Source organism: Azospira sp. MPR-E4, assembly GCF_058809645.1.
Genome location: NZ_JBXAST010000023.1, coordinates 1 through 17,469 on the forward strand (window position 1 = coordinate 1; position 17,469 = coordinate 17,469).

The 17,469-nt window shown below is 68.0% G+C and carries 22 protein-coding genes; 14 read left to right on the forward strand and 8 right to left on the reverse strand.

Going from position 1 to position 17,469, the window contains the following annotated elements; genetic code table 11:
• Positions 1–617, reverse strand: a 617-nt coding sequence (locus tag AC1RTA_RS08825) for an FAD-dependent oxidoreductase (protein ID WP_492784530.1), incomplete at its 3' end; no start/stop codon positions are given.
• 192 nt (positions 618–809) lie between these two features.
• On the opposite strand from AC1RTA_RS08825, the gene AC1RTA_RS08830 reads away from it, so the two are divergent.
• The 7 genes from AC1RTA_RS08830 (at position 810) to AC1RTA_RS08860 (ending at position 6,438) form a co-directional block, all read left to right on the forward strand.
• Complete coding sequence (locus AC1RTA_RS08830; RefSeq protein WP_492784531.1) at positions 810–1,199, forward strand: DUF488 domain-containing protein; 390 nt, start codon at positions 810–812, stop codon at positions 1,197–1,199.
• A gap of 180 nt (positions 1,200–1,379) precedes the next feature.
• The gene (gene nifV / locus AC1RTA_RS08835) at positions 1,380–2,534 is read left to right on the forward strand and encodes a homocitrate synthase (RefSeq protein WP_416243598.1); all 1,155 of its coding nucleotides are present in this window, start codon (positions 1,380–1,382) and stop codon (positions 2,532–2,534) included.
• 14 nt (positions 2,535–2,548) lie between these two features.
• A complete protein-coding gene (nifW, locus tag AC1RTA_RS08840; RefSeq protein ID WP_014235688.1) occupies positions 2,549–2,881 on the forward strand; it encodes a nitrogenase stabilizing/protective protein NifW in 333 nt (110 codons plus the stop codon).
• On the forward strand, positions 2,874–3,719 hold the full coding sequence (locus AC1RTA_RS08845; protein ID WP_130459777.1) for an electron transfer flavoprotein subunit beta/FixA family protein: 846 nt from the start codon (positions 2,874–2,876) through the stop codon (positions 3,717–3,719). The genes nifW and AC1RTA_RS08845 overlap by 8 nt, the downstream gene beginning before the upstream one ends.
• A gap of 21 nt (positions 3,720–3,740) precedes the next feature.
• Positions 3,741–4,823, forward strand: coding sequence for an electron transfer flavoprotein subunit alpha/FixB family protein (locus tag AC1RTA_RS08850; protein ID WP_130459778.1), 1,083 nt, complete (start codon positions 3,741–3,743; stop codon positions 4,821–4,823).
• Positions 4,824–4,835: 12 nt separating this feature from the next.
• The gene (locus tag AC1RTA_RS08855) at positions 4,836–6,134 is read left to right on the forward strand and encodes an FAD-dependent oxidoreductase (protein WP_014235685.1); all 1,299 of its coding nucleotides are present in this window, start codon (positions 4,836–4,838) and stop codon (positions 6,132–6,134) included.
• A 16-nt stretch (positions 6,135–6,150) separates the two neighbouring features.
• On the forward strand, positions 6,151–6,438 hold the full coding sequence (locus tag AC1RTA_RS08860; protein WP_014235684.1) for a ferredoxin family protein: 288 nt from the start codon (positions 6,151–6,153) through the stop codon (positions 6,436–6,438).
• A 48-nt stretch (positions 6,439–6,486) separates the two neighbouring features.
• Here the strand turns inward: AC1RTA_RS08860 and AC1RTA_RS08865 are convergent, their stop codons facing one another.
• On the reverse strand, positions 6,487–6,675 hold the full coding sequence (locus AC1RTA_RS08865) for a hypothetical protein (RefSeq protein ID WP_416243600.1): 189 nt from the start codon (positions 6,673–6,675) through the stop codon (positions 6,487–6,489).
• Between AC1RTA_RS08865 and AC1RTA_RS08870 the strand changes: the two genes are divergently transcribed.
• The 6 genes from AC1RTA_RS08870 (at position 6,665) to AC1RTA_RS08895 (ending at position 11,438) form a co-directional block, all read left to right on the forward strand.
• The gene (locus AC1RTA_RS08870) at positions 6,665–7,120 is read left to right on the forward strand and encodes a ferritin-like domain-containing protein (protein ID WP_014235683.1); all 456 of its coding nucleotides are present in this window, start codon (positions 6,665–6,667) and stop codon (positions 7,118–7,120) included. The genes AC1RTA_RS08865 and AC1RTA_RS08870 overlap by 11 nt on opposite strands.
• A gap of 9 nt (positions 7,121–7,129) precedes the next feature.
• Entirely contained in the window at positions 7,130–7,453 is a 324-nt protein-coding gene (locus AC1RTA_RS08875; protein ID WP_205229681.1) for a (2Fe-2S) ferredoxin domain-containing protein, read from the forward strand.
• Positions 7,444–7,938: a hypothetical protein gene (locus AC1RTA_RS08880; RefSeq protein WP_492784532.1), complete on the forward strand. Its 495-nt coding sequence runs from the start codon at positions 7,444–7,446 to the stop codon at positions 7,936–7,938. Before AC1RTA_RS08875 ends, AC1RTA_RS08880 begins: the two co-directional genes overlap by 10 nt.
• 19 nt (positions 7,939–7,957) lie before the next feature.
• Positions 7,958–8,437: a hypothetical protein gene (locus AC1RTA_RS08885; protein ID WP_492784533.1), complete on the forward strand. Its 480-nt coding sequence runs from the start codon at positions 7,958–7,960 to the stop codon at positions 8,435–8,437.
• A gap of 82 nt (positions 8,438–8,519) precedes the next feature.
• Positions 8,520–10,436, forward strand: a complete 1,917-nt coding sequence (locus AC1RTA_RS08890; RefSeq protein ID WP_492784534.1) for a diguanylate cyclase domain-containing protein — start codon at positions 8,520–8,522, stop codon at positions 10,434–10,436.
• A 168-nt stretch (positions 10,437–10,604) separates the two neighbouring features.
• A complete protein-coding gene (locus AC1RTA_RS08895; protein ID WP_492784535.1) occupies positions 10,605–11,438 on the forward strand; it encodes a TOBE domain-containing protein in 834 nt (277 codons plus the stop codon).
• Here the strand turns inward: AC1RTA_RS08895 and modD are convergent.
• The 6 genes from modD to AC1RTA_RS08925 all read right to left on the reverse strand — a co-directional run bounded on the left by modD (position 11,435) and on the right by AC1RTA_RS08925 (position 16,500).
• Complete coding sequence (gene modD, locus AC1RTA_RS08900) at positions 11,435–12,325, reverse strand: ModD protein (RefSeq protein WP_492784536.1); 891 nt, start codon at positions 12,323–12,325, stop codon at positions 11,435–11,437. The two genes, AC1RTA_RS08895 and modD, sit on opposite strands and share 4 nt — an antisense overlap.
• Before the next feature lie 38 nt (positions 12,326–12,363).
• The gene (locus AC1RTA_RS08905; RefSeq protein WP_492784537.1) at positions 12,364–12,750 is read right to left on the reverse strand and encodes a NifB/NifX family molybdenum-iron cluster-binding protein; all 387 of its coding nucleotides are present in this window, start codon (positions 12,748–12,750) and stop codon (positions 12,364–12,366) included.
• A 213-nt stretch (positions 12,751–12,963) separates the two neighbouring features.
• On the reverse strand, positions 12,964–14,061 hold the full coding sequence (gene modC, locus AC1RTA_RS08910) for a molybdenum ABC transporter ATP-binding protein (RefSeq protein ID WP_492784538.1): 1,098 nt from the start codon (positions 14,059–14,061) through the stop codon (positions 12,964–12,966).
• Positions 14,051–14,731, reverse strand: coding sequence for a molybdate ABC transporter permease subunit (modB, locus tag AC1RTA_RS08915; protein ID WP_014235674.1), 681 nt, complete (start codon positions 14,729–14,731; stop codon positions 14,051–14,053). Before modB ends, modC begins: the two co-directional genes overlap by 11 nt.
• 125 nt (positions 14,732–14,856) lie before the next feature.
• A complete protein-coding gene (gene modA / locus AC1RTA_RS08920) occupies positions 14,857–15,636 on the reverse strand; it encodes a molybdate ABC transporter substrate-binding protein (protein ID WP_492784539.1) in 780 nt (259 codons plus the stop codon).
• Between the two features lie 45 nt (positions 15,637–15,681).
• The gene (locus tag AC1RTA_RS08925; RefSeq protein WP_014235672.1) at positions 15,682–16,500 is read right to left on the reverse strand and encodes a TOBE domain-containing protein; all 819 of its coding nucleotides are present in this window, start codon (positions 16,498–16,500) and stop codon (positions 15,682–15,684) included.
• 213 nt (positions 16,501–16,713) lie between these two features.
• Between AC1RTA_RS08925 and AC1RTA_RS08930 the strand changes: the two genes are divergently transcribed.
• Positions 16,714–17,142: a TOBE domain-containing protein gene (locus tag AC1RTA_RS08930; RefSeq protein WP_014235671.1), complete on the forward strand. Its 429-nt coding sequence runs from the start codon at positions 16,714–16,716 to the stop codon at positions 17,140–17,142.
• The last annotated feature ends 327 nt before the right edge of the window (positions 17,143–17,469 follow it).

Below are 17,469 nucleotides of genomic sequence, written 5' to 3' on the forward strand. Positions count from 1 at the left end.
GGGCAGCGGTGGGGCGGGGGCGGCAGCACGGTGACGAAGTCGCCGCCCTTGAAGCTGTGCAGCTTCTTCTTCAGGGTGATGTGCTCGGCGCTGGGGATGTAGGCCGCCGGGTAGTTGGCCTTGGTGTAGTTGATGGTCTTGCGGTCGTCGCCGAACCAGGCTTCGTACTGGTAGCGGATGCCGGGGGCCAGCACCAGGTAGTCGTAGCCGATGGCGCCCTGGCCGGTGATGACCTTCTTCCTGTCCCGCTCGATGCCGACGATCTCGGACTGCAGGAACTGGTAGCCGAATTTCTTCGCCACGGTCAGGTAGTCGTGCACCAGCAGGTCGGTGCCGACGATGTCCACCAGCCACTTGTTGCTCATGGGACAGGACCAGAACACCGGGTTGCGTTCGATCAGCACCACTTCGACCGACGGGTCCAGCTTGCGCAGGTAGCGGGCCACGGTGAGGCCGCCCCAGCCGCCGCCGCAGACGACGACGCGCTTGCCCTTGGGCGGCGGCAGCAGTTCGGCGCCGAGGGAGGGCAACACCAGGTTGCCGGCATGGGCCCGGGAGACGACACCTGCGCCCAGGGCGCCGGCAGTCGCCAGGAAGTTACGACGGGAAAAGGACATGACAGACTCCCCAAAACAAAGCCGCCGCGATGGGGATGGCACCGCAGCTTAAAAGCGGCCTGGCCGCTGAAAAATGGTGGCGGTACACCGACCGCCGGGGCGGAGGATAGCCGGGGCAGGCAGGGGGGGCAAGACTGTCGGTTGTTGGCGGCGGTTTATCATGGGCAGGAAAAAAATCAGAAGGAGTGGGCCATGGCGGTAAGAGTCATTCGACTGGGAACCCCCCGGATGCCGGGGGAAGGCACCCGCATCGGCACCGTGCGGCGGCCGCCCCGTGGCGTCCCCAAGCGCGAATACGCCAGCCGGGACTGGTACGACGTGTGGTTTCCCAACCTGGCCCCCAGCCTGGAGGCCATGAAGCTGGCCCAGGCGGCCGCCAGTGAGGCGGAGTGGGCCGCCTTTGTGCGGAAATACCGAAGCGAGATGGCAACGCCGGAGAACCGCCATGCCATCGAATTGCTGGCGGTGCTGTCCCGGCAAAGCAACTTTGCCGTGGGCTGTTACTGCGAGGACGAACGCCATTGCCACCGTTCCGTCCTCAAGGAACTGTTGCGCGAGAGTGGTGCCGAGTTGGCAGATTGAAGGCGGATTGAGGGTGGAGCGAGGCTTTCGGCCGCCTGTCCGATATCCGACAAATGTCGCATTCCCCTCGCCCTGTACATGGCTCCATGTCAGGCGTGTAACATATTGATGTAATGTTGTTTTGTCGGAATTTCCGGCCCTGGCACCCTTATTGCTGATACCCCGGCAAGAGGCCATGCCATGACAACCATCACCATCAACGACACCACCCTGCGCGACGGCGAACAGACCGCCGGGGTGGCGTTCACCGCCGCGGAGAAACTGGCCATTGCCCAGGCCCTGGCGGCGGCCGGGGTGCCGGAGATGGAGGTGGGCATTCCCGCCATGGGCGAGCAGGAGCAGGAAGTGATCCGGGCCATCGCCGGCCTCGGGCTGTCCACCCGGCTCATGGTGTGGGGCCGCATGTGCGCCGCCGACCTGGAAGTGACGCGGCGCTGCAATGCCCACATCGTCAATCTCTCCATTCCCGTTTCCGACCAGCAGATCCGCCACAAGCTGAACAAGGACCACCGCTGGGTGCTCGATTCCATCCGCCGCTTCGTGCCCGAGGCCCGGGCGGCGGGGCTGGAGGTGTGCGTCGGCGGTGAGGATTCCTCCCGGGCCGACCTGGACTTCCTGCACCGGGTCATGGAGGCGGCCCAGGCCGCCGGCGCCCGCCGTTTCCGCTTTGCCGACACCCTGGGGGTGCTGGACCCCTTCATCACCCACCAGCGCATCGCCGCCCTGCGGGCCCGCAGCGACCTGGAAATCGAAATCCACGCCCATGACGACCTGGGGCTGGCCACCGCCAACACCCTGGCCGCGGTGACCGCCGGCGCCACCCACATCAACACCACGGTCAACGGCCTGGGCGAGCGGGCCGGCAATGCGCCCCTGGAAGAGTCGGTGATCGCCCTCCGGCATCTCTACGACATCGACAGCGGCGTCGATCCCCTACAGCTGCCGGCCATCTCCGATCTGGTGGCCAAGGCTTCGGGGCGGCCGGTGGCGGTGAACAAGAGCATCGTCGGCGCCAACGTGTTCACCCACGAGGCCGGCATCCACGTGGATGGCCTGGCCAAGAACCCGGCCAACTACCAGGCCTTCGATCCGGCGGAAGTGGGCAAGGGCCACCGCATCGTGCTGGGCAAGCATTCCGGTTCCACCGCCGTGATCCACGCCTACAAGGACCTGGGCATCGATATCGACGAGGGCATGGCCCGCCGCATCCTCTCCCGGGTGCGCAGCTACGCCATGGCCTTCAAGCGCCCGCCGGGCTTTCGCGAACTGATGAGTTACTACCTGGAAGGGATGCAGGGGAGCGGCCGTCCGGCCCCCCGGCTGCATGTCGTCTGAACAAGGAGAAGCCTATGGAAACCCTGATGGACGAACTGCAGCAGCTCTCCACCGCCGAGGAATTCCTCGACTACTTCGGCCTGGAATACGACCCGGCCGTGGTCAGCGTCTCGCGCCTGCACATCCTCAAGCGCTTCAACCAGTACCTGGCCCGGGAAGGCGGACTGGCGGGCCTCAACGAGGGCCTGAGCCGCATCAAGTGCCGGGAGCTGCTGGCCCGGGCCTATACCGATTTCGTTCATTCCTCCGGGATCGAGCAGAAGGTTTTCAAAGTGTTTCAACAGGGCGTGCAGCGGGTATCCGTGGATAGCCTGCGCCGCTCCCTAGGAGAGGCAAGCCATGCATAGCGTCGTCTGTATCAAGCAGGTGCCGGACTCGGCCCAGATCCGGGTGCATCCGGTGACCAACACCATCATGCGCCAGGGGGTGCCGGCCATCATCAACCCCTACGACCTGTTCGCCCTGGAAGAGGCTCTGCGCCTCAAGGACAGGTTCGGCGGCACCGTCACCGTGGTCACCATGGGCCCGCCCATGGCCGAGGCGGCCCTGCGCAAGTGCCTTTCCTACGGCGCCGACGACGCCATCCTGGTGTCCGACCGGGCCTTCGCCGGTTCCGACACCCTGGCCACCTCCTACGCCCTGGCCACGACCATCAAGAAGATCATGGGCAACATGCCGGTGGACCTGATCTTCACCGGCAAGCAGACCATCGACGGCGACACCGCCCAGGTGGGCCCCGGCATAGCCAAGCGCCTCGACTACCAGCTGCTGACCTACGTCTCCAAGATCGTGGACCTGGACCTGGAGAAGAAGGAAATCACCGTGGAGCGCCGGGCCGAGGGCGGCGTGCAGCTGCTGAAGACCGCCACTCCCTGCCTCATCACCATGCTTGAAGGCACCAACGAGATGCGCTTCGGCGACCTGGACGACCTGTTCCGCGCCGCCCGCTACGACCTCAAGGTGTGGAACCGGGAAGCCGCCGGCATCGACGATGCCGAGATGATCGGTCTCAAGGGCAGCCCCACCGTGGTGAGCAAGGTCTTCGCCCCCCGCCCCCGCAGCCAGCGGGCCGAGATGGTGGAGACGGTGGACAACGATCCGAAGAACCTGGCCGTGACCCTCCTGGCCAAGGTGTTCACCCAGCATCCCAAGCTGGAAAAGGAAATCGCCAAGCGGGCGGGTTAACCAGGGAAGAGGACAACAGCCATGAGCGAACAACCGAAAAAGCCGGCGAAGAAAAAGGTCGAACTGGACCCCCGCTTCGTCAATTACAAGCACGTCTGGGTGGTCGTCGAGAGCGAGCGCGGCGAAGTGCATCCGGTCTCCTGGGAACTGCTGGGCGAGGGCCGCAAGCTGGCCGACGCCCTCGGCGTGCAGCTGTGCGGCGTGGTCATGTGCGGCCCCGGCGAACGCGGTGCCGGCATCTGCGGCGAGGCCTTCACCTACGGCGCCGACAAGTGCTACCTGATGCAGGACGAAGTGCTGAAGGACTACCGCAACGAGCCCTACACCAAGGCCCTGACCGACCTGGTGAACACCTACCAGCCGGAAATCCTCATGCTCGGCGCCTCCACCCTGGGCCGGGACCTGGCCGGCTCGGTGGCCACCACCCTGGGCACCGGCCTGGTGGCCGACTGTACCGAACTGGTGATCGAGACCGAGACCCGCAACCTGGCCTCCACCCGTCCCACCTTCGGCGGCTCCCTGCTCTGCACCATCATGACCCAGCGCCACCGGCCCCAGATGGCGACCGTGCGGCCCCGGGTGATGGCCATGCCGGAAGCCGACGGCAGCCGCAGCGGCGAAATCGTCACCGTGCCCTTCTCCATGATCGAAACCTCCATCGTCACCAAGGTGCTGGAGTTCATCGCCGACGACACCCGGGACAAGCCCAACCTGCCCTTCGCCGACATCATCGTCTCCGGCGGCCGGGGCCTGAAGAAGCCGGAAAACTTCCAGCTGGTGTGGGACCTGGCCAAGGTCCTGGGCGCCGAGGTGGGCGCCTCCCGTCCGGTGGTGCAGGCCGGCTGGGCCGAGCTGGACCGCCAGGTGGGCCAGTCCGGCAAGACGGTGCGGCCCAAGCTGTACATCGCCGCCGGCATCTCCGGCGCCATCCAGCACCGGGTGGGCATGGACGGGGCCGACGTCATCATCGCCATCAACACCGATGCCAATGCCCCCATTTTCGACTTCGCCCACTACGGCATCGTCGGCAACGCCATGACCATCCTCCCGGCGCTGACCGAAGCCTTCAAGGCCCACCTGGCGCAAGCCAAAAAAGCCGGCTAACAGGAGAACACCATGGCTGAAAAATTTGACGTGATCGTGGTCGGCGCCGGCATGGCCGGCAACGCCGCCGCCTACACCCTGGCCAAGGGCGGCCTCAAGGTGCTGCAGATCGAGCGGGGCGAAACCCCGGGCTCGAAGAACGTGCAGGGCGCCATCCTCTACTCGGACGCCATCGAGAAGATCATTCCCGACTTCCGCGACGACGCCCCCCTGGAGCGCCATCTCATCGAGCAGCGGGTGTGGATCCTGGACGACAACTCCTACGTCGGCACCAACTACCGCTCCGAGGACTTCAACAAGCCGCCCTACAACCGCTACACCATCATCCGCGCCCACTTCGACCAGTGGTTCAGCAAGAAGGCGCGGGAGGTCGGCGCCCTCACCATCTGCGAGACCACCGTCACCGAACTGCTGCTGGACGGCAAGAAGGTGGTGGGGGTGATGACCGACCGCAAGGGCGGCGAAATCTACGCCGACGCGGTGATCCTGGCCGACGGGGTGAATTCCCGCCTGGCCACCAAGGCCGGCTTCCATCCCGAGATCAAGCCCAAGGACGTGGCCCTGGCGGTGAAGGAAATCCACTTCCTGCCCCAGGAGACCATCGAGGCCCGCTTCAACATCGGCGAGGAAGAGGGCGTGGTCATCGAAATGGCCGGCACCATCTCCGAAGGCATGATGGGCACCGCCTTCCTCTACACCAACAAGGAATCCATCACCTTAGGCATCGGCTGCATGCTGTCGGACTTCAAGAAGCAGAAGACCACGCCCTACGAGCTGCTGGACAAGATGAAGAAGCATCCTTCCATCGCCCCCCTGATCGAAGGCGGCGAGATGAAGGAATACGCCGCTCACCTGATCCCCGAAGGCGGCTACAACGCCGTGCCCCAGGTCTATGGCGACGGCTGGCTGATCGCCGGCGATGCCGGCATGTTCGTCAACGGCATCCACCGCGAAGGCTCCAACCTGGCCATGACCACCGGCATGCTGGCGGCCCAGACCCTGGTGGAGCTGAAGCAGGCGGGCAAGGCCTTCACCGCCCCCAACCTCTCCAAGTACAAGGCCAAGCTGGACGACAGCTTTGTCATGAAGGACCTGAAGAAGTACCGCCGCATGCCGGACATCTTCCACAAGAACAATCAGTTCTTCACCACCTACCCGACCCTGCTGTCGAAGGCGGCCCAGACCATCATCCGGGTGGACGGGGTGGACAAGAAAACCAAGGAAAAGGAGATCAAGAAGAGCTTCATCGCCTCCCGCTCCGTCTTTGGCCTGATCGGCGACGCCTTCAAGTTCTGGCGCGCCATGGAATAACCCGGAGGACATGACCATGTTGAAAGTCGAAGAGAAACTGTTCCAGGACCGCTACCGGGTCGATTCGGGCCGTCCCCACATCCAGATCAAGAACCCGGAGCTGTGCACCCACAAGTGCGCCGAGCAGCAATGCACGGTGTGCTGTCCCGCCGGCTGCTATACCCAGGAGGGCAACGGCAAGGTGGTGCTGATCTCCGACGGTTGTCTGGAGTGCGGCACCTGCCGCATCATCTGCGACGAACACCGCAACCTGGAATGGGAATGGCCCCGGGGCGGTTTCGGCATCCTCTTCAAGTTTGGTTGAGGGTTGTAGAACCTTTGCCACAGAGGGCACAGAGAACACAGAGTTACGTCAAAACTGACTGACCTCCAGGTCAATAAGGACGCCACTCTTCAGCATGGCATAGCCAGGACTGGCATCCACGCTGGCTTTCCGGGTGGGTGCTTGTTGCAACCTTCTCCGCCTGAAAGTGGAAAGGAAAAACTCTGTGATCTCTGTGCCCTCTGTGGCTAAAAAAGAAAGCGCAAAAATGGAAGACATTCATCTGTTCCTCGCCCACGCCATCACCCTGGAGCGGGATTCCGCCCGGCGCTACGAGGAGCTGGCCGAAGGCATGAAAACCCTGGGCGATCCGGAAGTGGCCGCCTTCTTCGAGCAGATGGCCCACTACTCCCGCCTGCATCTGGCCGAGGCCACGGAGCGGGGCGGCTTCCGCCATCCGCCCAAGCTGGAGGCCCACGAGTACCAGTGGCCCGACGGCACCAGCCCGGAGACCGCCGCCTGGGCCGGGGTGGATGCCTTCATGGACGTGCCCTCCGCCCTGGCCCTGGCCCTGGACGGGGAGCAGCGCAGCTACGCCTTCTACGCCGGCATCGCCGCCACCACCCGCAATCCCCGGGTCAAGCTGATGGCCGAGGAATTCGCCGCCGAAGAAGGCGAACACGTGGCCGAGCTGGAAAAACGCATCGCCAAACTTCCCGCCTGAGGAGGCGCCATGAAACCCAAGAAGCACGTTTTCGTCTGTACCCAGGGCCGGCCCCCCGGCCATCCCCGGGGCAGCTGCATGCAGAGCGGCGGCCAGGCGGTGATGCAGGCCTTCCTCAACGAGCTGGGCAGCCGCAACGCCTTCGACCGCTTTGCCGTCACCGCCTGCGGCTGTCTCGGCCCCTGCGACGGCGGCCCCCACGTCCTGGTCTATCCGGACGGGGTGCTGTACCAGCACGTGCAGCCCGGCGACGCCGGGGAAATCTTCGACCAGCATCTGGAATTCGACGAGCCCCTGGAACGGCTGCGGGCTCCCGCCGGAGTATGGGACTAGATCTGGAAGACGGCGACCCGGCCGGCGGCGAAAGCATCCCCGGCTACTGCGGCGACCTCCCCGCCGCCACCGCGGCCCTGCTGCAGGAGGCCGCCGCCTGCGACGACGAACGGCGGGCCGAGTTCCTCATCCTCCGGGCCCATCACCAGTCCCCCTTCCACTTCGCCGTGTACCTGGCCCTGTACAAGTTCCACTTCTACCGCCAGCACTTCGAGGCGGCGGAACAGTGGATGCGGGCCGGCCTGGCGGCCAGCGCCCAGGCCGCCGGTTTTCCCCTGGATGCGCCGGCCCCGGCCCGCTTCGCCGAGCCCCTGGCGGCAGCGCCCCGCTTCTACCTCTTCTCCCTCAAGGCCCTGGCCTTCACCCTGCTGCGCCAGCAGCGCCCGGAGGAAGCCCGGGCCTACCTGGACCAGCTGCAGCGCCTGGACCCGCAGGATCGCATCGGCGCCGGCCCGGTCCGGGCGGTGGCCGCGGCGACGGCATAAAGGGCGGCCCGGCGCGTCCATGGTTCCTGCTCCGGCCAGCCAGGCGCCGCCCCGGGCGGCCTGCCCCGAACTGCACCTGCCGCCGCCCCTGCCCGGCATCGTCGCCGCCGTCGGCGAGGATGAGCTGCGCTGGCTCTGCCTGCGCCTGGCGGAAGCCCTCCAGGCCGGGCCCCTGGCGGCGGTGTGGCGGCTGGAGGTGGATGAGTTCTCCGACCTCGCCGGCGAACTGGCCGAGCTGGTGGTGCACGGCCTGGCCGGCCGCCAGCGGCAGCGGGCGGTGATCGCCTGGGTCCGCCTGTGGGGCCGCCACGGCCCCCTGGAGCTGGACGAAGGGCAGCGTCAGTCCTGGCTCGGGCTGTGGTCCGGGCAGCTGCAGCGGGTGCCCCTGCCGGCCTACCTGGCCCGTCCCCTGGAACGCTGGATGGAGGCCCTGACGGCCCAGTGGGTGCAGCCCGGTGCCGCCACGGTGCTGGCCTTTCCCCGGGCATCCCCCGGGTAGCGCCCGTGGTTTTCCCCGGGCTGTAATTTGCCCCCGTTTCCCCTAGACTGGCCTCGAAAACCACTCCCGGGGAAGACGTCGTATGGCCATCAAGGAAAGCTGGCGCTGGATCGCCCTGGTGCTGCTGCTGGTATGCGGCATCGACCTGCGCCTGTACTTCCTGGCCCAGAACGAACGGCAGGCAACCCTGGCCCGGGCCCACGCCACCCTGCACACCAGCGCCAAGGTGCTGCTGGGCCGCATGGACCAGTTGCTCGATACCTACGACCGCACCCTGTCCGGCATCGGCGAGGCCATCGGCGCCCACGGCGGCCTCTCCCGCCGGCCCGATCTCTACCTGCACCGTCTGCTGCTGCGCCGCCATGCCATCACCCCGGGCCTCAACTGGCTGATGCTGGCCGGGACCGACGGTCGCATCGCCGAACTGTCGGACCGCTTCCCCGCCAGCGACGTGGACGACGTCTCCCAATGGCCGTTCTACCAGCTCCCCCTGCGTCATTGGGAGATGGGCCTGTACATCGGCCCGGCCCAGCGCTCGCCCCATTCCAACGAGCCCTTCGTCCCCGTCAGCCGCCGCGTCGAGAACGACGGCGAACGCCTCCTCGGCGTGGTGGCAGGCGGCATCAACCCGGAGCAGCTGCGCCGCCTGCTGGAAGACGAGGACCTGCCCCCCGGCTTCGCCCTGCACCTGCTGTTGGAGGACGGCCGGGCCCTGGCCTGCCTGCCCCTGGGGCCCGACTGTCTGGAACGCAACTGGCTGGCCGACCCGGGGCTGGCCCGCGCCATTCTGGCGGCACCCCACGGCCCCTTCGACAACGGCCGGGTCATCGGCGACGTGGTGGGGCCCGGCGCCTTTGCCCGCTCCGAGCGCTACCCGGTGCTGGTGGTGGCCACTGCCGACGAGGCCCGGGTGCTGGCGCCGTGGCGGGACAGCCTGCCCAGCTACTGGGTCATCGCCCTGGGCAGCAACATCGGCCTGGCGGCCCTGGCCTATTTTGCCTACCACCAGCTGCTGCGCCGCCGCCGCGCCCTGGAGGCCCTGCGGGAAGCCAACCAGGGCCTGGAGGCCCGGGTGGCCCAGCGCACCGCCGAACTGCGTCAGCGCGAGGCCCAGGCCCGCACCTTCATGGACACCGCCATGGACGCGGTGGTCGTCCTCGACCAGGAGCGCCGGGTGCTGGAATTCAACCGGGCGGCGGAGCGGCTCTTCGGTTTCCGCGCCGAGGAACTGCTGGGCCGCAGCGTGGAGGAGTTCATGCCGGAGCAGACGGTGCCGATCCACCGCGCCCTGCTGGCGGAAGCGGCCGCCGGCCATGCCGCCGATGGGGCCGGCCACGGCCGCGAGATGCTGGCCCGCGCCGCCGACGGCCGCGAATTCCCGGTGGAAGTGAGCATCGGCAGCACGGAACTGGCGGGGGGCCGGGTTTTCGTCGGCATCCTGCGCGACATCAGCGAACGCAAGGCGGTGGAAGAGGAGCTGCAGCGCCTGGCCACCACCGACGGCCTCACCGGCATTCTTAACCGCCGCGCCTTCACCGCCGAGGCCGAGCGCCTGGTGGCCCTGGCCCGGCGCCACGATCACCCCCTGGCCCTGTTCATCCTCGATGCGGACAAGTTCAAGAACATCAACGACAGCCACGGCCACCCGGTGGGCGACCAGGTGCTCCAGGCCCTGGTCCGTGCCATCGGCGGCGGCCTGCGCCAGAGCGACGTCTTCGGCCGCCTGGGAGGCGAGGAATTCGGCCTGCTGCTGCCGCAGACGCCGCCGGCCGGGGCCCACCAGCTGGGCCAGCGCCTGTTGCAGGCGGTGCGCCAGGTGCGGCTGCCCCTGGCCCAGGGCGAACTGTCCTTCAGCGTCAGCATCGGAGCCTCCCTCCTGGCCGGTCCGGGGGACGACCTGGAGGCCATGATGCACCGGGCCGATGCCGCCCTCTATGCCGCCAAGGCCGGCGGCCGGGACCGGCTGGCCTGGGAAGGCTGGCAGCCCCCCGCCGCCTGAGCGCACTGGCCTGGGGCGCCGGGTCCTCCGGACGACCCAAGGCGGGGCCCGGCCCCCGGTCCCGGGGCGCCCCCATTCCCGCCATTGCCGGGAAATTCCCCTAAGTCCTTGTCCGGCATGGGCTTTGCTAACCGTTATATATTCGAAAAATAACGAAGGAAAGCCGCCATGAACGACCAGCCCATTAGCGAGATTGCCGATCAACTCAGCCCCGACCGGGTCGCGCCCCTGCGCCTGTACCCGGTGGCGGGCATTCCCGGTCCCTTTGCCGTGGCCGCCGGCCACGACCGTCTGGCCTGGCTGGAGCGGGCCGCCGTGGCCGACGCCCTGGCGGTGGGCGCCGAGGCCGCCGGGGAGGCCCGCCGCGCCGCCGAGGAGCTGAACAATCTGGCCGGCGAACGCCTGGCCGAATGGGAGGCGGAGGATGGTGGCGAAGGCAGCAGCGGCCGCCTGCGCCTGACGCCCCGGGGCCGGCGTCTGGCCATGGTGTTGGTGGCCCTGGCGGAAGAGCGGCAACTGCTGCGCCAGCGTTGCGGCGGCCACTTTGATGCGGACCTGCAACTGCTGGAACGGGTGGCGGTACGCACCAGCGCCCGCAACCAGTTCTGCGGCCGGGTGCAGGCGGTGGAGCAGGGCCCCCTGCTCGACCAGGTGCTGCTGGCCTTGCCCGGCGGGCGCCTGCTGCAGGCCAGCGTCACCCCGGAGAGCACCCGCTGCCTGGGCCTGGTCCCGGGCCAGGAGCTGGTGGCCCTGGTCAAGGCCTCGGCCACCCTGGTGCTGGGCAGCGGCGAAGGCAGCGACTACGCCGACTACAACCGCCTCGGCGGCATCGTCCAGCGCATCCAGGAAAGCGGCGAACGGCGGGAGATCGTGGTGGATCTTGGCCACGGCCTCACCGGCGTCGCCAACGCCGGCGCCGACCTGGCCGAACCCTTCGCCCCGGGTCAGCCGGCCTGGATCGCCTTCCGTCCCTCGGCCGTGCTGCTGGGTCTCGTCAGCTAGACCAGCCCCAGGCTCACCGCCACGTCCCGGGGCGTGGCGCTGTAGGGCCAGGAGGAGACCAGCAGGCGGGCGCCGCTGGCGGCGTAGGCCGCTGCGTTGCCGGGGTGGATGCCGCCGGCGGCGGCGAGGATGGGGTGCAGCTCGTGGCTGGCCAGCAGGTCGCGGCAGGCGGCGACGGCGGCGGGAGTGAATTTCTCCAGCTGCAGGATTTCGGCGCCGGCCCGGGCCCAGACCAGGGCCTCTTCGGCGCTATACACTTCCACCGCCAGCTTGTGCTCCGGCAGGGCGCCATGGAGCCGGGCCACGGTGGCGGCGGGGGGCTCGGCGAGAAAGCGGCGGTGCTCGGCGAAGAGCAGGAGGGACTCGGAAAGGCCCAGGCGGTGCATGACGGCACCGCCGCAGCGCATGGCCTTCACCGCCAGGGCTTTGCTGCCCGGCGGCGTCTTGCGCGTGCAGGCCACCGGCAGGGGCGCCGCCGCGGCCACCAGTTCGGCGGCGGCGCTGGCCAGGCCGCTGCTCCATTCCAGCAGCACCTGGGCGCTTTTCCAGGCCCGGTGCAGGGCGGCGGCACTGCCTGCGGCTTCCAGGATGGGGGCGTCGGCGGCCAGGGCGTCGCCGCTGGCCGCCAGGGGGCGTGCCGCGCAGCCGGCCAGGGTCAGCAGGCGGACCGCCTCCTCGACACCGCACAGGGTCATGGGCTGGCGGGCCCGGCAGTCGAGGCGGCCGGCCTGGGGGCCGATGCCCAGGGCGGCGGTGGTGAGGTCGCCGTGGGGTACGTCGTCGACCAGCAGCCGGGTCAGGTCGGCGTCGCCGAGGACACAGTCGGTGTCGACCGCAGGCGTGGCGGAGGGGGAATGAGGATGGGAAAGAGGAGCGGCGGCAACCATGGCGGGCTTTCGTCGTTGGCGCCGCGCCGGGGGCGCGGCTAGTGGCGGGAGGTGAGCAGGTCCTTCAGCTTGCACAGGATCAGGGTCGGGTCGAAACGTGTGTCGGGCAGCACCTCGCCGGCCAGCACCCGGGCCAGGGCCGCCGCCGGGTCGGTCTCGCCGGTGAGCAGCACCTGGGCGCCGCGCTTGGCCATGTGACGGATGAAGCCGTCGCCGGCGCTGGCGGCGATGACCACTTCCACCCCGTCCAGGGGATGGGGGCCGTTGTCGTCGAAGTGGTGGATGACCTGCTCCTTGGCCAGCTCGATGCGTTCCCCGGCGGGCAGGGGGGCGCCCGGCCGGCAGTCGTAGAGCAGCCACTGGTGGGCCTGGCCGGCATGGCTGGAGACGGTGGCGAAATCCTTGGCGGCGATGGCGATTTTCATGGTGTCGGAAGTCCTACAAAGGGAGGCGGATGGCTCTTCAGAGCGAATTCCATACCGCTTCATCTTCCTTGCCAGGGCAGGCCTGGGAGGTAGAAGAGACGGCCTTCTCGACGATGCCATGCCGGAGAGTGGCGTCCCTCCTGGCGTTACGGGCAGTGTCTGCGGGCAACCCGGGCCGCAGCCTGGCAGTCGCCTTCTCCAGCCGTGCAGCCCTCAGGCCAGCAGGGCCACGGCCTTGATCTGGGCCCACACGCTTTTCCCCGGCTGCAGTTGCAGCTGGTCCCGGGAGCGGCGGGTGATGCGGGCCAGCAGGGGCGTGCCGCCGGCTTCCAGGCGCACCAGGACGTGGGCCGGGGTGTCGGCGTCGGCGATGGCGGCCACCGTGGCCGGCACCCGGTTGAGGATGGAGCTGTCGTCCCGTTCCGAGAGGGAGAGGCTGACGTCCCGGGCTCGCACCTGGAAGCGCAGGCGCTTGCCCGGGTTTTCCGGGCCGTGGGCCACCTGCACCCGGCCGCCGGGGAAATCCAGGGCCAGCAGGTGGTAGGCGGCATCGTGGCCGGCCACGAGGCCTTCCACCACCACGCCGGCGTCGTCGCTCACTGCCGTGGGCAGGTCGAGACGGGCCAGGGTTTCCGCCAGGGGGCCGCTGGCCGCCACCTGGCCGTTGTCCAGCAGCACCAGGTGGTCCGCCAGGCGGGCCACTTCATCGGGGGAATGGGTGACGTAGAGCACCGGGATGTCCAGCTCCTCCCGCAGGCGGGTGAGGTAGGGCAGGATCTCGGCCTTGCGCTTGCCGTCCAGGGCTGCAAGGGGCTCGTCCATGAGCAGCAGCCGGGGCGAGGCCAGCAGGGCCCGGGCGATGGCCACCCGCTGCCGCTCGCCGCCGGAGAGCTTGTCCGGGCGGCGGGCCAGGAGGTGGCCGATGCCCAGCAGTTCCACCGCCTGGGCCAGGTCCACCCGCCGCTCGGCGGCGGCCAGGCGCTTGCGGCCGAAGTCCAGGTTGGCCTCGACGCTGAGGTGGGGAAAGAGGCTGGCCTCCTGGAAGACATAGCCCAGGGGGCGGCGATGGGTGGGCAGGAAGCGTTCGCCGTCCTGCCACACCTCGCCGTTCACCTCCAGGTAGGCGCCGGGGTGGCGCTCCAGGCCGGCGATGGCCCGCAGCAGGGTGGTCTTGCCCGAGCCGGAGTGGCCGAACAGGGCGGTGACGCCCCGGCCCGGCAGGGTCAGGTCTGCCGCCAGGGAAAATTCCCCGTAGGCGATGTGAAAGCGGGCGTGGATGGCCTGGTCGTCGTTGCGCATTTCAGTAGCCATGGCGGCTCCTTGCCTTGCTGCCGTAGAGGGCCAGCAGCACCAGGAAGCTGAAGACCAGCATGCCGCCGGCCAGCCAGTGGGCCTGGGTGTATTCCAGGGCCTCCACATGGTCGTAGATCTGCACCGAGACCACCCGGGTCTTTTCCGGGATGTTGCCGCCGATCATCAGCACCACGCCGAACTCGCCCACGGTGTGGGCGAAGCCCAGGATGGTGGCGGTGACGAAGCCGGGCCGGGCCAGGGGCAGCACTACCGAGAAGAAGGTGTCCCAGGGCGAGGCCCGCAGGGTGGCGGCCGCCTCCAGGGGCCGTTCCCCCAGGGACTCGAAGGCCTGCTGCAGGGGCTGCACCACGAAGGGCATGGAGTAGAGCACGGAGGCCAGCACTAGGCCGGGAAAGGTGAAGGGCAGCAGGCCCAGGCCGAGGGACTGGGTCAGCTGGCCGATGGGGCCGTTGGGGCCCAGGGTCACCAGCAGGTAGAAACCGAGCACCGTCGGCGGAAGCACCAGGGGCAGGGCCACGGCGGCCCCCACCGGGCCCTTCAGCCAGGAGCGGGTGCGGGCCAGCCACCAGGCGATGGGCGTGCCGAAGAGCAGGAGAAGGAGGGTGGTGGTACCGGCCAGCTTGAGGGTCAGCAGGACGGCGTTCCAATCATCGGGACCGAAGGGCATGGGCAGCGTGGGGCAGTCGGGTCAGGTAAGTATGGCCGAAGGGCGGTGCAGGTGGTGATTGTGGCAGCTGGCGCAAAAGGGGGCCGGGGCGGCGCCTGGCGCCCCGCCCGGCCCAAGGGGGTGACTCAGAGGTCGTAGCCGTAGGTCTTGATCACGGCCCTGGCCTTGTCGCCCTTCAGATACTTGACCAGGGCCTCGGCGGCGGGCTTGGCCTTGCCGTTGACGGTGCCCTTTTCCAGGATGGCGGCGTCCTGGCGGATGGGGCTGTACAGCTTGCCCGGCACCAGCCAGACGGAGCCGCCCTTGAGCTGGCCGTGTTCGTCCAGCACCTGGGCATAGGCGACGAAGCCGAGCAGGGCGTTGCCGGTGGCGACGAAGTTGTAGGCCTGGGCGATGTTCTCGGCCTGCACGAACTTGGGCGCCAGGGTTTCGTAGGCGCCCAGGGCCTTCATGGTCTCCACGGCGGCGGCGCCGTAGGGGGCCAGCTTGGGATTGGCCAGGGAGAGATGATCGAAGCCGCCCTTCTTCAGCACTTCGCCCTGGTTGTCCACGATGGCCGGCTTGGCGCTCCACAGCACCAGCTTGCCGATGGCGTAGGTGAAGCGGCTGCCGGGGAGGGTGCCGTTTTCCTTTTCCAGCCGGGCCGGGGTCTCATCGTCGGCGGCGAGGAAGACCTCGAAGGGGGCGCCGTTCCTGATCTGGGAATAGAACTTGCCGGTGGCGCCGAAGGACAGCACCGCCTTGTGGCCCGTGTCCTTCTCGAACTGGGCGGCAATCTTCTGCATGGGGGCGGTGAAGTTGGCGGCCACGGCCACCTGCACCTCGTCCGCCCGGGCGGCGGTGGCGGCGAAGGCGCCCAGGAGGGCGGCGGCGAGGATGGCGGCGGAACGGCGGGGCAGGGTCATGGCGGTTCTCCGAAGGTCGTGAAAGGGGATTGGGAAAAGCGGGAATCAGGCGGTGGCGGCGAGGATCACGCTGGAGGCCTTGAAGAAGGCGCAGGCCTTCTTGCCCGGCACCAGTTCCAGGGACTCGATGCTGCCGTGGGTGACCACGGCGGTGAGGGTCTTGCCGCCGGGCAGGGTCAGGGTGACCTCGGCATTCACCGGGCCGTCGTGGATGTGGCTGATCTCGCCCCACAGCTGGTTGCGGGCGGTGATGCGGCCGGCGCCCTCGGTCAGCAGCATCAGGGAGGAGGCCTTGACCAGGGCGCAGATCTCCTTGCCCAGGGCCAGTTCCAGGTTCTCCGAGGATTCCCTGGTGATGATGGCCACCAGTTCGGTGGATTCGTCCAGGGCGATGCGCACCTCGAAATCCACGCCGCCGTCGCGCAGGCCGACGATCTTGCCGACGAACTGGTTGCGGGCACTGGTGCGTACCGAGAGGCGGCGCAGCAGGGACTGGAACTGGCGCACGTCGCCCTCGCTGATTTCCGCCATATGGCCGGCGAGGCGGTCCAGGGCGCCCTGGTATTCCTGCTCCACGGCCCGGTACAGGGCGATGATCTTGCGTCCGTAGTCCGTCAGCAGGGTGCCGCCGCCGTGGCGGCCGCCGGTGCTGCGCACCACCAGGGCCTCGTCGGCCAGGTTGTTCATGGCATCCACCGCATCCCAGGCCGCCTTGTAGGAGAGGGGCACGGCCTTGGCCGCCTGGGAAATGGAGCCGTGGGTGTCGATGGCTTCCAGCAGGCGGATGCGGGTGTCGCCGAGAAAGGGGCCGAACTCGGTTTCCAGGGCCAGCTTGCCCACCAGCTTCTGTTGATTTTGGGACATCACAGCCTCTTCCTTGTCACGAAATATACAAAACTACATAGCCATTCTGGTGCGCGGGCGATCATTGATGCACCACCGCGGGGATTTGCAGCGCTATGGTTGAACTAATGCAACGGAACGACCTAGACTGCGCTTCATCACGCAAGAACCATGCGCGATATTATGTAGTAAATAGCGCAATTGAAAATAACCCGGATCAAAAAGGAGTTCAGCATGAAGACCAGCGCCCGTAACGTCTTTTCCGGCAAGGTGAGCGCCCTCACGGCCGGCGCCATCAATACCGAGGTCGAAATCACCACCGACGGCGGCGACCGGCTGGTCGCCATCGTCACCCAGGCCAGCGTCAGGGAACTGGGCCTGGCCCTGGGCAAGGAGGCCTTCGCCCTGGTCAAGGCGCCCTGGGTCATCCTCATGGCCGACGACGGCGAGGTGAGGTTCTCCGCCCGCAACCAGCTCAAGGGCACGGTGCAGAAAATTTCCCGGGGCGCCATCAACACCGATGTGGTGCTGGCCCTGGCCGGCGGCACCCAGGTGCACGCCGTGGTCACCAACGAGGCGGTGACCGAACTGGGCCTCAGGGAAGGCAGCCCGGCCACCGCCCTGATCAAGGCCAGCCACGTGGTGCTGGGCGTGCCGGCCTGAGTTTTTCGGCCAGCAGAAAAGGAAAAAGCCGCCCGTGGGCGGCTTTTCTATTTTGCGGCATCGACTCCTGCGGCGAGGAGTGCTGGCCGCTTCCCCTTTGGGGGAAATTTGCTCCGGGTGCGCCGGATCAGGCGCGGCAGGTTGCCGGTTTGGGTTGGGGCTTCTTGCCCTTGGATTCCTTCTTCTTGTCCTTGCTGCCCATATGTTTGCTCCTTGAATGAGGGTGCCGGCGCGATGCCGGCACTGTCTGGATCATAGTACGGATGGCGGATGCCGGGAGGCCGGAATTCCTTCTGCATGCCGGTGATTGGGCGGGGGAGGGCGGCG